Raw genomic sequence first — 13,545 nt, forward strand, 5'->3', positions numbered from 1 at the left:
AGGTCGGCCCCGCGGGCCCCGGCGCCGTGAACGTGGAGCGGTCGCGCCCGACCCCGGTTCCCCGGGGACGGGCGGAGGATCAGGCCGCGTGGCTGGAGGCGGGGCGCCCGGCGACGTGGTCGGCGTTGCGGAAGAAGCCGATCAGTTCGGCGAGCTGATCCGACTCGGAGCGCAGGGCCGTGGCGGCGCGGGCGCTTTCCTCGGCCAGAGCCGCGTTGCGCTGGGTGGCGTCGTCCATGTGCGTCACCGCGGAGGTGATCTCCTGCATGCCGGTCGCCTGCTCCTGGCTGGCCTGGGCGATGTCCTCGACCGAGCCCGCGATGCTCGAGATCGACTCGAGCAGTCCGCCGAGCGCGTCGCCGGTGGCGTTCACCAGGCGCACGCCGTCGGCGACCTTGGCGCCGGAGGCCGCGATCAGCTCCTTGATGTCGCGCGCGGCCTCGGAGCTGCGCTGGGCGAGGGTGCGCACCTCGGAGGCGACCACCGCAAAGCCCTTGCCGGCCTCGCCGGCGCGGGCGGCCTCGACCGCGGCGTTCAGGGCCAGCAGGTTGGTCTGGAAGGCGATGCCGTCGATCACCGCGGTGATGTCGCCGATCCGCCCGGAGCTCGTCTCGATCTCGGACATCGAGGAGACGGCGTCGCCCACCACCGACTGGCCGTGCTGGGCGCGGGAGCGGGCCTCGCGCGTTATCGCGGCGGCCTCGCGGGCGCCGTCGGCGTTGGTGGCGATGGTGGCCGAGATCTCCTCGACCGTGGCCGAGGTCTGCTCGATGGCCGAGGCCTGGGCCTCGGTCCGACCTGAGAGGTCGCGGGCCCCGCCCGAGACCAGGTCGATCGAACGTCGGATCGCGTCCTCGGCATGCTTGATGTCGCCGACCAGCGAGGCGAGCCGGTCGATGGTCCGGTTCAGGCTCTCGGCCAGGTGGCCGAAGCGGCCCTCGTGACCGGTCCCGGCGCGATGGGAGAGGTCGCCCTGGGCCATCGCGGCGACGGGGCGGTCGACGTCGGTCAGGAAGCCGTCGACCGTCTCGCAGATGCGGTTCACCTGGGCGGCCACGCGATCGAGGTTCTCGTCCGCGCCGGCGCCCAGCTTCAGGCGACGGCCGAACTCGCCCTGCGCGGCGGCGGCGGCGGCGGCGTCGATATCGGCCAGCAGGGCCAGGTCCTCGGTCCGGTCGAGCCACTCGACCACCGTGCCCATGCGCTTGCCCCCGGGAGTGTGGATCGGATTGACCACCAGGTTCACGCGACGGTCGCCGAGGCGGATGTCGCTGGTGATGGTCTTGGTCATGTTGCGCAGCATCCCGGCCTGATGGGCGCGGTTGGCGTGAAAGACGTTGAAGTCCACGCCCACGAGATTGTGGGCGTCGAAGCCGGGCGCCCGCTGTCGCACCGCGCCGGCGACGCCGTTGAGCATCGTCGTCAGCCCGGGACTGACGTAGGTGATGCGGTCCTCGTCATCGGCGACCATCAGCAGCACCTGGGCGCTGTCGACGGCCTGCTTTAGGCGCGCGGCATCCAGCCCCTTGTCGTGGATCGAGGTCATCGCGCGGGCCAGCGCGCCGATCTCGTCCTTGCGGCGCTGGCCGGGCACCCGCACAAGCTCGCCTTTCAGCAGGCTGTTGATGGCGCGCTCCATCGCCGTGAGGGGCTTGCCGAGGATCGAATGCAGCGACCACAGCGCAAAGATCGAGCAGCCGACGCCGACGACCAGGCCGAGCAGGGCGTTGCGCCAGGTCGCGGCGGCGACCCGGTCGGCGATGGCCATGTCGCTCCAGAGCACGGCGAAGGCGCCGACGACGTCGTTGTCGGCGCCAAAGCCGATCGGGCGGACCAGCGCGAGACCGTCGACCGAGGCCCAGGTCTCGCCCGAGGCGATCGCCTGACGCACCGCGGTCTCGACCTCGGGCGAGGCGGGCCTTGCGCCCGCGCTTGCCAGCAGGTCGCCCTTGGCGTCGTAGGCGGCCGCGCCCACCAGATCCTGACCGTTCGATTCGGCAAGCCGCGCCAGCTCCGCCTCGACGATGTCGGCCTTGCCGAAGCGCACGGCGCCGCCGAGCCCCGAAGCCGTCAGCTGGGTGACCTGAGAGGCGCCAGAGGCGAATACGGAGCGCGCCAGCGCCGACTGCTCCCACGCGGCCAGGCCACACAGGAGCGCCGTCAGCAGGATCGAGGCCAGGGCGGCCGCGAGCGCGATGCGCCGCCCCAGGCTGGCCTGGGGCCCCGCCGAGGAGACCCCGGCGACGGCGGAAGGGGCGGCGGAGGAACGGTCGGCCGGGCTCATGCTTGCATCTCCGAGGGAGCGGGCGGCAGGCGGCCCTCGGCCCCCTGCGGCGGGACGGCTGGGATCAGTCCAGATACTCGACGTTGACGCCGAAGGTGATCGCCCCGATCGGCGCGCCGGACGCGTCGACCACGGTCAGCGACACCTGGGCCTGATAGGTCTGCGTGCTCTCGTCCAGCTCGACGTCCGAGACATGCATGGCCCCCGCGCCGGCGAGATAGGTCTGCGACCACTTCGCCTCGTCCCCCTGCCAGTAGTCGGAAGTGGGCTCGCTGACCGCGACGTTCAGGCCGACCTGATCCATGAGGATCACCTCGGTGATCAGGCCCTGGCTGGCGTCGCGGATCTCGGCCAGGCGGGCGGAGGCGGGGGCCCCCGTGACCTTGTCGACCAGCGGCGAGGCGGCGCCGCCGACCTGGGCCCGCCACTCGGCGTCGAGCTGGTCGACGCGCGACTGGTCGGGCTTGCCGGCGGCGTTCTGGGTGGCGACGGCCTCGACCAGCGCAGGCTCGGCCGCGTAGGCGGCCAGCCGCTCGGCGGCCAAGGCGCGCAGGCTGGCGTCGAACTCGGACGCGCCGGCGAAGGCGGCGCCGGCCGAGACCAGCAGCGCGGCGGCGGCGATCGTCGCGCCGGAGGCGAAACGGCGAAGGGACCGCGAGGAGGCGGACCGGGCGGCGGAGGCGGCAGGGCGCATTCTGATCTCCCGAAGAGGGGCAACGGCGGACAGGACAGGCGCGGACTTTTGGCCTGTGGAAGCTACCGTGAGGTTAAGACGCCGCCGCGCGCGCCACCGCGGCGTCAAGGCCGCCCCGCGACGGTTCCGTCAGGCCCCGGGCGCCTATATACAGTCCACGAAACATCGGGCGGCCGGAACGCGCCGCCCTGCGCAAGCGCCAGGAGGAGATCTGAACATGACGGTGAAGGTTGGCATCAACGGGTTCGGCCGAATCGGGCGCAACGTGCTGCGCGCCATCGTCGAGAGCGGGCGCACCGACATCGAGGTCGTGGCGATCAACGACCTGGGCCCGGTCGAGACCAACGCCCACCTGATCCGCTACGACAGCGTTCACGGCCGCTTCCCGGGCGTGGTGAAGGTTGACGGCGACACCATCGACGTGGGCCGCGGCCCGATCAAGGTGACGGCCGAGCGCGACCCCAAGAACCTGCCCTGGGGCGACGTCGACGTGGCGCTGGAGTGCACCGGCATCTTCGCCGACAAGGAGAAGGCCTCGGCCCACCTGGCCAACGGCTCGAAGCGCGTGCTGGTCTCGGCCCCCGCGGGCGGCGCCGACAAGACCATCGTCTACGGCGTCAACCACGGCGTGCTGACCGCGCAGGACAAGGTCGTCTCGAACGCCTCGTGCACCACCAACTGCCTGGCGCCGGTCGCCTATGTGCTGGACAAGGCGGTGGGGATCGAGAAGGGGTTCATGACCACCATCCACTCCTACACCGGCGACCAGCCGACGCTGGACACGATGCACAAGGACCTCTACCGCGCCCGCGCCGCGGCGCTGTCGATGATCCCGACCTCGACCGGCGCCGCCAAGGCCGTGGGCCTGGTGCTGCCCGAGCTGAACGGCAAGCTCGACGGCGTGGCGATCCGGGTGCCCACGCCCAACGTCTCGGTCGTCGACCTGACCTTCATCGCCAAGAAGTCGACCACGGTCGAGGAGATCAACGCCGCCATCAAGGCCGCGGCCGACGGCGAGCTGAAGGGCGTGCTGGGCTACACGACCGAGCCGCTGGTCTCGGTGGACTTCAACCACGACCCGCACTCGTCGGTGTTCCACATGGACCAGACCAAGGTGATGGACGGGACCATGGTCCGCATCCTGACCTGGTACGACAACGAGTGGGGCTTCTCGAACCGGATGTCCGACACCGCCGTGGCGCTGGCCGCGACGATCTGATCCCGAACGCGGGCGGGGGCGCGGCGCCCGCCCCCCGCCTGCGATCCCGAGAGACTGCAGCGCCGACCCTCCGGGGCCGGCGTTGCGCGTTGAGGGCGGCCGCCACCCCTCGACGTCCCTGCCGACCGTGCCGATCCTCGATCTCGACCTCGATCCCCCGCTGCGGTCCGCCCGCCCCTCCGACGCGATGACGATCGCCGTGCTGTCGAACGAGGCCGGCTGCGGGATCCCGTGGCATCTGAAGACGGCGAAGGCGGATGCGGGGGGCGAGGCCTGGACGCAGGGCGCGGCGGCGATGCCGGGCGAGATCGCCGCCGGCGCGCTGGTCGCCAACGACGCCAACCCGGAGGCCCGCCGCCTCTAGGAGCGGCTGGACTTCGAGGTCGTCTCCCGCGAGCCGCAGGCCGAGGGCTTCGGCTGGCGGCCCCAGGGGCGCGGGCGGCTGCCGATGCGCCGCGAGCTGGACGCGGCCGAGCGCGCCTCCGCCGCGACCTGAGCCGCCGCGCCGCGGGTTGCGCCGGGCCGCGCGAGCGCATAGGCCCCGGGGCTCCGACGCCCCTCCGGCGGCCTGGGCGCGTTTGTCCGCTGGACGCGCCCTCCGCCCGCAAGCTACACAACATATATGGCCGACGACATCGACATAGACGACATCGGGGGCGGAGACGGCGGCGGCGCGATCAGCGCCGAGCCGCTGCGCCGCGCCCTGGGCGAGCGCTATCTGCAGTACGCCCTCTCGACCATCATGCACCGCGCGCTGCCCGACGCGCGCGACGGGATGAAGCCCGTGCACCGCCGCATCCTGTGGGCCATGCGCCTGCTGCGGATGGACCCCAACCAGGGGTTCAAGAAGTCGGCCCGCGTCGTCGGCGACGTGATCGGCAAGTACCACCCCCACGGCGACACCGCGGTCTACGACGCGCTGGTTCGCCTCGCCCAGACCTTCGCCGTGCGCTACCCGATGGTCGACGGCCAGGGCAACTTCGGCAACGTCGACGGCGATAGCGCGGCGGCGATGCGCTACACCGAATCCCGCCTGACCTCGGTCGCGGTCCTGATGATGGAGGGGCTGGACGAGGACGCCGTCGACCTCCGCCAGACCTACGACGGCGAGGAGGAGGAGCCCGTCGTCCTCCCCGGCGCCTTCCCCAACCTGCTGGCCAACGGCGCCACGGGCATCGCGGTGGGTATGGCGACCTCGATCCCGCCCCACAACGCCGCCGAGGTCGCCTCGGCCGCCCTGCACCTGATCAAACACCCCAACGCCGAGATCGAGACCCTGCTCGAGAAGATGCCGGGCCCCGACTTCCCCACCGGCGGGGTGATGGTCGAAAGCCGCGCTTCGATCCTCGAGGCCTACCGCACGGGGCGCGGCGGCTTCCGCCTGCGCGCGCGCTGGCATGTCGAGGATCTGGGCCGCGGAACCTGGCGGGTCATCGTCGACGAGATCCCCTACCAGGTGCAGAAATCCCGCCTGATCGAGCGGCTGGCCGACCTGATCAACACCCGCAAGATCCCGATCCTCGCCGACGTGCGCGACGAGAGCGCCGAGGACGTGCGCGTGGTGCTCGAGCCCCGCTCGCGCAACGTCGACCCCGCGGTGCTGATGGAGACGCTGTTCAAGCAGACGGACCTCGAGACCCGGTTCCCTCTGAACATGAACGTGCTGATCGACGGCAAGGTGCCCAAGGTCTGCGACCTGCGCGAGGTGCTGCGCGCCTTCCTCGACCACCGGCGCGAGGTGCTGGTTCGCCGCGCCAACCACCGGCTCGCGCGGATCGAGCGGCGGCTGGAGGTGCTGGGCGGCTACATCGTGGCCTTCCTCAACCTCGACCGGGTGATCGAGATCATCCGCAACGAGGACGAGCCCAAGGTCTCGCTGATGGCCGAGGACTGGTCCCGCTGGGGCTTCATCCAGGCCGACGGCTGGACCTGGAACCCCGAAGGAACCGGCGTCGGCGTGTTCCTGACCGAGGTGCAGGCCGAGGCGATCCTCAACATGCGCCTGCGCAGCCTGCGCCGCCTCGAGGAAATGGAGATCCGCGACGAGCGCGCGGCGCTCGAGACCGAGCGGGCCGGCCTGCTGGAGCTGCTGGGCTCGGAGGACGCGCAATGGTCCGCGATCTCCGACCAGCTGCGCAAGGTGCGCGAGGACTACGGCGCCCCCCGGGCCTTCAAGGGCGCCTTCGCGCCCGAGGCGCTGGACGCGCTGAAGGCGAGCTACGAGCCCTATCCGCTCGGCGCCCGCCGCACCGCCTTCGCCGAGGCGCCCCAGGTCGACGTGCTGGCCGCCGAGGCGATGATCGAACGCGAGCCGATCACCGTGATCTGCTCGGCGATGGGCTGGATCCGGGCGGTGAAGGGGCGCCAGGCGCTGGACGCCGAGGTGAAGTACAAGGACGGCGACGGCCCCCGCTTCGTGTTCCACGCGGAGACGACGGACAAGATCCTGCTGTTCTCCTCCTCGGGCCGCTTCTTCACGCTGACCGCCGACAAGCTGCCCGGCGGGCGCGGCATGGGCGAGCCGGTTCGCCTGATGGTGGACCTGCCCAACGAGGACGAGATGCTCGCCCTGTTCCCCCACCGCCCCGGCGCGAAGCGGCTGCTGGCCTCGAGCGCGGGCGACGGCTTCGTGCTGGTCGAGGACGAGGCGGTGGCCCAGACCCGCGCCGGCAAGCAGGCGCTGAACGTGAAGGCGCCGGGCAAGGCGCTGGTCTGCGCGCCGGTCGAGGGCGACACGGTCGCGGTGGTCGGCGACAACCGCAAGCTGCTGGTGTTCCCGCTGGAGGAGCTGCCGGAAATGGCCCGCGGCAAGGGCGTGCGCCTGCAGAAATACAAGGACGGCGGCCTGTCCGACGCGCGGACCTTCACCCGCGCCGAGGGCCTGCAGTGGACCATGGGCGGCGGGCGCACCCGCACCGTCCTCGACCCCGAGCTGCAGGAATGGACCGGTCCCCGCGCCGCCGCCGGCCGCATGGCCCCGCGCGGCTTCCCGCAGGACCGCAAGTTCAGCTGAGGCCCCGCCTGACGCCCCAAGAGGCCCCCGCGAAACGAAGAACGCCCGGACCGACGGTCCGGGCGTTCCTGTTTCCGCCAACCCGGGCCGCCTGTTTCAGGCGCCGGGCCCTTCGTAGCCGCCCATCTCGCACACCAGCTTCCACTCGGCCTCGCTCACCGGCTGCACCGAGAGGCGGGTGTTCTTGACCAGGAACATCTCGGCGAGGCGCGGCTCATCCTTGCACTCGGCCAGCGTCACCGGGCGCGGGAACGGGGCGATGGCCTTGATGGTCACGCATTCCCAGCGCGGGTCATCGGTCTTGGGGTCGGGCGCTGCGGGGGCGATGACCTCGATCACGCCCATCACCCGCTTCTCGTTGACCGAGTGGTAGAAGAAGCCGAGGTCCCCCACCGCCATCTCGCGCATGTTGTTGCGGGCCTGGTAGTTGCGCACGCCGTCCCAGGGCTCGCCCTCGTCGCCCTTGGCGACCTGATCGTCCCAACCCCAGGTGTTGGGCTCCGACTTGAACAGCCAGTAGCGCATCAGGCGCCCACCACGTGCACGAAGCCCTTGATCTCGACCGACTCGAACAGGCCCGCCTGCGCATAGGGATCGGCCGCGGCCCAGGCCTCGGCCTCGGCGCGGTCGTCGGTGCGCAGCATCAGGATCGAGCCGCAGGGCTTGCCGTCGTCGCCCAGCATCGGCCCGCCGAAGGCGGCGGCGCCGGTCTCGGCGATATAGGCCAGATGCGCCTCGCGGGTGGCGAGCCGCAGGTCCAGCGCGCCGGGCTTGTCGCGGCAGATCACGATGTGGGGCATGGGCGTCCTCCGGTTGGGGTCGCCTCGCGGAATGCCATTTTTCGCCGGCGCCCGCCAGTGCCCGACCATGGCGCGTCCCCCGCGACGCAAGCCCGCGCGCCGCCCCCGGCGCGCCGGGGTGGGCGGGCGGGAGGTGCGCCGGGGGCGGCGCGCGGGCGGGTCCGGGCGCGCGCCGCGCAAGTCACGCCGGCCGGGCGGCCATGCGGCGGGCGGCCTCGGCCTCGGAGACCTCGCCCAGCGCCGCGGCGGCCACGTCCTCGCCGCTCAGCGCCCCGAACTTGAAGCCGTGGCCGGAATCCGCCGAAACCGCCCACAACCGCGCCCGCCGTCGCAGCACGAAGCGGTCCTCGGGCGCGCAGGTGAAGTGGTTTGCCTGGCCCCAGCGGATGCGGAACCGCTCGATCCCGCGGAAATGGCCGCGATAGGCGTCGAGCATCCGCTGCATCTCCTCGGCCCGCATGGTGCGGTCCTCGGGGTCCGGGTTGGGAATGCCGAAGGCGCCGCAGCCAAGCTTCAGCGGCAGCCCTTCCACCGGCGGCAGCCCCCACAGATCGCCGTCCCCGCCCAGATCGGTCCAGGCGGGCGCGGTCGCCCAGGCCTCGGCCAGGTCCTCTGGCGGATCGGCGTAAAGGATCACCGTGCGCCGCGCCCACAGGTCGGGCAGCAGGTCCGGCGCCAGCGCCTGCGCGCCCACGCCCCCCGCCAGCACCACCACGTCCGCCGACAGACGGCGCCCGTCGGCCAGCGAGACCTCGCCCGCCTCCGCATCGATCGCCGCCACCGGCGACTGCTCGAGGATCGTCGCGCCCTGCCCGCGCAGCCGCTCGGCCAGGTCCGTGAGGATGTGGTTGGCCATCAGGCAGCCGCCCTTCGAGAGGAACCCGTAGGTCACGTTCGAGGGCTCGAGATGGGCGAACCGCGCCGCGATCTCGCCCGGCGCCAGCCGCTCGTAGGGCTGACCCGCGACATCCATGGCCGCCCGCGCCCGGTCGCCCCAGTCGCCCTCCCCGCGGCTGAGGGTCAGCACGCCGCGCGCGTGATAATAGCGCGTGCCGCCGCCGGGAAGGTCGGCCCACAGCGCCTCCCATGCGGCATAGGCCTCGCTCATGCGGGCGCAATAGCCGGGGTCGGCGTAGCTCAGCCGGATCATGCGGTGATGATCGCAGGAGGCGGCGCGCGGCTCGGGGACGGACCCGCGCTCGACCACCGTGACGGCGGCCCCGCGACGGGCGAGCGACCAGGCGGCGCAGAGGCCCACGACCCCCGCGCCCACCACGATCGCCGAGGGCGTGGACTGGCTCATGCGCGCGACCCTGCGACGGCCCGCGGAGGGCGTCAAGCAGGCTCGACCCGCGCTCAGATCTCCCCCGCGGGCGCGTCGTCCTTCACCGCCTCCATCGCCACATAGGTCGAGGAGGAGGCGACATGGGGCAGCGCCGAGATGCTCTCGGCCAGCACCGCGCGATAGCCGGCGATGTCGCGCGTGCGCACCTTGAGAAGATAGTCGAACCCGCCCGCGATCATGTGGCACTCTTCCACCTCGGGGATCGCCCGCACCGCCGCGTTGAAGGCCCTGAGCGCCGCCTCCCGCGTGTCGGCGAGGCGCACCTCGACAAAGACGACATGCGCCAGCCCAAGGCGGATGGGCGACAGCACGGCCCGGTAGCCCGCGATCACCCCCGCCTCCTCCAGCCGCCGCACCCGCGCGGCGACCGGGGTCTTGGAGAGGCCGACGCGGGCCGCCAGTTCGGTCAGGGACATCCGCCCCTGCGCCGACAGCTCGCGCAGAATCGCGCGATCGAACTGGTCGAGCGCCGGAAGTCCGTTCGGATCGTCAGAGGCCATGATTTTGGTCCGATCGACCAAGCGAAAGAAGATTGAAGCCGAAAAGGCTGGAGAGACGCCGATAGTCTAGTCCGAACCTGATGGAGGCGAAAGCCAGATGACCGGACCGCGCGACACCCACCCCGACGCCTGGGCCCTGATCGAGGGCGGCAAGCGCCGCCCCGAAGTCCCCCTGCTGGCAGACCTGGAGGCCGCGGCCGATCTCTCGCCCGCCGCCCGCGCCGACGCGGTGGCGCGGGCCGCGGGCTGGGTGCGCGCCGTGCGCGAGGGCGACAAGCCCGGCCTGACCGAGTCGATGCTCGCCGAATACGGCCTCTCGACCGAGGAGGGAGTCGCCCTGATGTGCCTCGCCGAGGCGCTGCTGCGGGTGCCCGACGCGCAGACCATCGACGCGCTGATCGAGGACAAGATCGCCCCCTCGGACTGGGGCCGGCACCTGGGACGCTCGGCCTCGAGCCTGGTCAACGCCTCGACCTGGGCGCTGCTGCTGACGGGGCGGGTGCTCGACGACCGCTCTCCGGGGATCGCGGGGCGGCTGCGCGGCGCGGTCAAGCGGCTGGGCGAGCCGGTGATCCGCAGCGCCGTCGCCGCCGCGATGCGCGAGCTGGGCCGCCAGTTCGTGCTGGGCGAGACCATCGGCGCCGCCATGGACCGCGGCAAGGGCATGGAGGCGAAGGGCTACGCCTACTCCTTCGACATGCTGGGCGAGGCCGCGATGACCGCCGCCGACGCCGCCCGCTACGCCCGCAGCTACGCCGACGCGATTGCGGCCATCGGCGCGCGGGCAAAGCACAGGGATGTCCGGAAGAACCCCGGCATCTCGGTGAAACTCTCCGCCCTGCACCCCCGCTACGAGGTGGCGCAGGAGGCCCGGGTGATGGCCGAGCTGGTCCCCGCGCTCTCGTCCCTCGTGCGCCAGGCGGCGGCGGCCAACATCTCGCTGGCCATCGACGCGGAGGAGCAGGACCGCCTCGCCCTGTCGCTGAAGGTGATCGAGGCGGTGCTGTCGGACCCCGCGCTGAAGGGCTGGGACGGGTTCGGCGTGGTGGTGCAGGCCTACGGCCGCCGCGCCCTGCCGGTGGTGGAGTGGCTGCACGCGCTCGCCTCCCGCCTCGACCGCCGCATCACCCTGCGGCTGGTGAAAGGCGCCTACTGGGACGGCGAGATCAAGCACGCCCAGGTCGAGGGGCTCGAGGATTTCCCGGTCTTCACCCGCAAGGCGGCCTCCGACGTCAGCTACCTCGGGATCGCCCGGCGGCTGCTGGGGATGACCGACCGGATCTTCCCGCAATTCGCCACCCACAACGCGCATACTCTTGCCGCCGTCCTGCAGATGGCCGGCGACCTGCCGCGAGACGTCTTCGAGTTCCAGCGCCTGCACGGTATGGGCGAGGCGCTGCACGACCGGGTCAAGGCCGAGGCGAAGACCGGCTGCCGGATCTACGCCCCCGTCGGCGCGCATCGCGACCTGCTCGCCTACCTGGTGCGCCGGCTGCTGGAGAACGGGGCGAATTCCTCCTTCGTCAACCGGATCATGGACGAGAACGTGTCCCCCGAGGCCGTCGCCGCCTGCCCGTTCGCCGCACTCGCCGCCTCGCCCGTGCCCAACCGGCGCCTGCCGACCGGACCCGACATCTTCGCCCCCCGCGCCAACAGCGCCGGCGCCGACCTGACCGACGCCCCCGACCTCGCCGCCATCGAGGCCGAGCGCGCCGCGGCGCTGGCCGGAGACCTGCCCCTCGCCGCCCCGATGCTGGCGGTCGAGGCGCAGGGCCGCGCCCCGATCCCGGTGATCTCGCCGGCCAGCGGCGAGAGGGTGGGCGAGGTGACCGACGCGGCCCCTGCGGACGTCGAGGCCGCGCTCGCCGCCGCCCGCCCCTGGGACGCCCCGCCCGAGACCCGCGCCGCGGTGCTGCGCCGCGCCGCCGACCTCTACGAGGCCGACCGCGGCCCGATCCTCGCGATCCTGGCGCGCGAGGCCGGCAAGACCATCCCCGACGCCATCGGCGAGATCCGCGAGGCCGTCGACTTCCTGCGCTACTACGCCGACGGGGCCGAGGGCGGCCACGGGAGCCCCCTGCCCGGCGCCCCGCGCGGGGTCTTCGCCTGCATCAGTCCGTGGAACTTTCCGCTGGCGATCTTCACCGGCCAGGTGTCCGCCGCGCTGGCCGCCGGCAACGCCGTGCTGGCAAAGCCCGCCGAGCAGACGCCCCTGATCGCCCATCTCGCCGTCCAGCTGATGCGCCGCGCCGGGGTCCCGGCGGAGGCGCTCCAGTTCCTCCCCGGCGACGGCGAGAGCGTGGGCGCGGCCCTGACCTCCGACCCCCGCGTCGACGGCGTGGCCTTCACCGGCGCCACCGAGACCGCCCAGGCGATCCGCCGCGCAATGGCCGACAACCTCGCCCCCGGCGCGCCCCTGATCGCCGAGACCGGCGGGCTGAACGCGATGATCGTCGACACCACCGCCCTGACAGAACAGGCGGTGCGCGACACGGTCAACTCCGCCTTCCGCTCCGCCGGCCAGCGCTGCTCGGCCCTGCGCTGCCTCTACGTGCAGAAGGAGGCCGAGGGGCGGCTGGTCTCGATGCTCAAGGGCGCGATGGACGAGCTGGCCATCGGCGACCCCTGGCCGCTGTCGACCGACGTGGGCCCGGTGATCGACGCGCAGGCGCGCGAGGGCATCGCGGCCCATGTCGAGACCGCCCGCGCCGAGGGCCGCCTTCTGCACGAGTGCCGCCTGCCGGCGCAGGCGGCGGCGAGCGGCCATTTCCTCGCCCCCACCCTGATCCAGGTGACCGGCATCGCCGACATCGAGCGGGAGGTCTTCGGCCCGGTCCTGCATGTCGCCACCTTCGAGGCGGACGAGCTGGACGCGACCATCGACGCGATCAACGCCCGCGGATACGGGCTGACCTTCGGACTTCACACCCGCATCGACGGGCGCGTGCAGCACGTGGCCGAGCGGGTGCGCGCGGGCAACCTCTACGTGAACCGCAACCAGATCGGCGCCATCGTCGGCTCGCAGCCCTTCGGGGGCGAGGGCCTGTCGGGGACCGGACCCAAGGCCGGGGGGCCGCGCTACCTCGCCCGGTTCCGCGCCCTGCCCGCCCCGCCGGCCGAGGCCGAGGCGCCGGCCCCCGGCGGTCCGCTCGAGGCCCCCGCGCTCGCAGCCCGGCTCGCCCGCGCGACCGGCGCCGGCGCGACGCTCGAGGCGCAGTCCCTGCCGGGCCCCACGGGCGAGTCGAACCGTCTCGTCCGGGTGGCGCGCGCGCCGCTCCTGTGCCTCGGCCCGGGCGCCGGCGCGGCGGGCGCCCAGGCCCGCGCGGTGCGCGCGCTCGGCGGCGTCGCGGTCGAGGCGTCCGAGGCCCTCGCGCCCGAGGCGCTCACGACCCTCGAGGGCTTCGCCGGCGCGCTCTGGTGGGGGGACGAGGCGACGGGCCGGACGCTGGCCCGGGCGCTGGCCGCCCGGCACGGGCCGATCCTGCCGCTGATCACCGGCGCGCCTGACGCCGGCCACGCGGCGCTCGAGCGGCACCTGTGCGTGGACACCACCGCGGCGGGGGGCAACGCCTCCCTCCTCGCGGCGGCCGAGGACGCGCCCCCGGCGGCCGCCTGAGGCCCCCCTCGCCGGCCGGGAGACGCCCGCAAGGGCCCGCCCCGCCCGGTCCCGCCGCGGCGAGCGCGCGGTCC

Annotated in this window: 10 protein-coding genes; 4 read left to right on the forward strand and 6 right to left on the reverse strand. The window is 73.1% G+C overall.

Annotated elements, in window-relative coordinates; genetic code table 11:
* Window positions 1–79 precede the first annotated feature (79 nt).
* Window positions 80–2,284 carry a methyl-accepting chemotaxis protein gene (locus AAC134_RS03775; RefSeq protein WP_339947722.1) on the reverse strand — a complete coding sequence of 735 codons (2,205 nt, stop codon included), beginning with the start codon at window positions 2,282–2,284 and terminating at the stop codon, window positions 80–82.
* Between the two features lie 64 nt (window positions 2,285–2,348).
* A complete protein-coding gene (locus AAC134_RS03780; protein ID WP_339947723.1) occupies window positions 2,349–2,978 on the reverse strand; it encodes a hypothetical protein in 630 nt (209 codons plus the stop codon).
* A 217-nt stretch (window positions 2,979–3,195) separates the two neighbouring features.
* Here AAC134_RS03780 and gap point away from each other — a divergent pair, with 217 nt between their 5' ends.
* The 3 genes from gap (at window position 3,196) to AAC134_RS03795 (ending at window position 7,210) form a co-directional block, all read left to right on the forward strand.
* A complete protein-coding gene (gene gap / locus AAC134_RS03785) occupies window positions 3,196–4,197 on the forward strand; it encodes a type I glyceraldehyde-3-phosphate dehydrogenase (RefSeq protein ID WP_339947724.1) in 1,002 nt (333 codons plus the stop codon).
* Between the two features lie 82 nt (window positions 4,198–4,279).
* A complete protein-coding gene (locus AAC134_RS03790; RefSeq protein WP_339947725.1) occupies window positions 4,280–4,561 on the forward strand; it encodes a hypothetical protein in 282 nt (93 codons plus the stop codon).
* A 258-nt stretch (window positions 4,562–4,819) separates the two neighbouring features.
* Window positions 4,820–7,210: a DNA topoisomerase IV subunit A gene (locus AAC134_RS03795; RefSeq protein ID WP_339947726.1), complete on the forward strand. Its 2,391-nt coding sequence runs from the start codon at window positions 4,820–4,822 to the stop codon at window positions 7,208–7,210.
* Window positions 7,211–7,306: 96 nt separating this feature from the next.
* Here the strand turns inward: AAC134_RS03795 and AAC134_RS03800 are convergent, their stop codons facing one another.
* The 4 genes from AAC134_RS03800 to AAC134_RS03815 form a co-directional block, all read right to left on the reverse strand.
* On the reverse strand, window positions 7,307–7,735 hold the full coding sequence (locus tag AAC134_RS03800; protein WP_339947727.1) for an EVE domain-containing protein: 429 nt from the start codon (window positions 7,733–7,735) through the stop codon (window positions 7,307–7,309).
* Window positions 7,735–8,010, reverse strand: coding sequence for a YciI family protein (locus AAC134_RS03805; RefSeq protein ID WP_339947728.1), 276 nt, complete (start codon window positions 8,008–8,010; stop codon window positions 7,735–7,737). Before AAC134_RS03805 ends, AAC134_RS03800 begins: the two co-directional genes overlap by 1 nt.
* Before the next feature lie 181 nt (window positions 8,011–8,191).
* The gene (locus AAC134_RS03810) at window positions 8,192–9,313 is read right to left on the reverse strand and encodes an FAD-dependent oxidoreductase (protein ID WP_339947729.1); all 1,122 of its coding nucleotides are present in this window, start codon (window positions 9,311–9,313) and stop codon (window positions 8,192–8,194) included.
* A gap of 53 nt (window positions 9,314–9,366) precedes the next feature.
* Window positions 9,367–9,855, reverse strand: coding sequence for an Lrp/AsnC ligand binding domain-containing protein (locus AAC134_RS03815; RefSeq protein ID WP_339947730.1), 489 nt, complete (start codon window positions 9,853–9,855; stop codon window positions 9,367–9,369).
* A 97-nt stretch (window positions 9,856–9,952) separates the two neighbouring features.
* Here AAC134_RS03815 and putA point away from each other — a divergent pair, with 97 nt between their 5' ends.
* A complete protein-coding gene (putA, locus tag AAC134_RS03820) occupies window positions 9,953–13,471 on the forward strand; it encodes a bifunctional proline dehydrogenase/L-glutamate gamma-semialdehyde dehydrogenase PutA (RefSeq protein ID WP_339947731.1) in 3,519 nt (1,172 codons plus the stop codon).
* Window positions 13,472–13,545: the final 74 nt, after the last annotated feature.

This window comes from uncultured Albimonas sp. (assembly GCF_963977235.1).
Taxonomy (GTDB): Bacteria; Pseudomonadota; Alphaproteobacteria; order Rhodobacterales; family Rhodobacteraceae; genus Albimonas.

What these genes read in the sequence shown, in the direction of transcription:
- AAC134_RS03800 (WP_339947727.1), bottom strand. Translation starts at nt 7,735, where the DNA reads ATGCGCTACTGGCTGTTCAAGTCGGAGCCCAACACCTGGGGTTGGGAC.
- AAC134_RS03795 (WP_339947726.1), top strand. Translation starts at nt 4,820, where the DNA reads ATGGCCGACGACATCGACATAGACGACATCGGGGGCGGAGACGGCGGC.
- AAC134_RS03805 (WP_339947728.1), bottom strand. Translation starts at nt 8,010, where the DNA reads ATGCCCCACATCGTGATCTGCCGCGACAAGCCCGGCGCGCTGGACCTG.
- AAC134_RS03815 (WP_339947730.1), bottom strand. Translation starts at nt 9,855, where the DNA reads ATGGCCTCTGACGATCCGAACGGACTTCCGGCGCTCGACCAGTTCGAT.
- gap (WP_339947724.1), top strand. Translation starts at nt 3,196, where the DNA reads ATGACGGTGAAGGTTGGCATCAACGGGTTCGGCCGAATCGGGCGCAAC.
- AAC134_RS03810 (WP_339947729.1), bottom strand. Translation starts at nt 9,313, where the DNA reads ATGAGCCAGTCCACGCCCTCGGCGATCGTGGTGGGCGCGGGGGTCGTG.
- putA (WP_339947731.1), top strand. Translation starts at nt 9,953, where the DNA reads ATGACCGGACCGCGCGACACCCACCCCGACGCCTGGGCCCTGATCGAG.
- AAC134_RS03775 (WP_339947722.1), bottom strand. Translation starts at nt 2,284, where the DNA reads ATGAGCCCGGCCGACCGTTCCTCCGCCGCCCCTTCCGCCGTCGCCGGG.
- AAC134_RS03780 (WP_339947723.1), bottom strand. Translation starts at nt 2,978, where the DNA reads ATGCGCCCTGCCGCCTCCGCCGCCCGGTCCGCCTCCTCGCGGTCCCTT.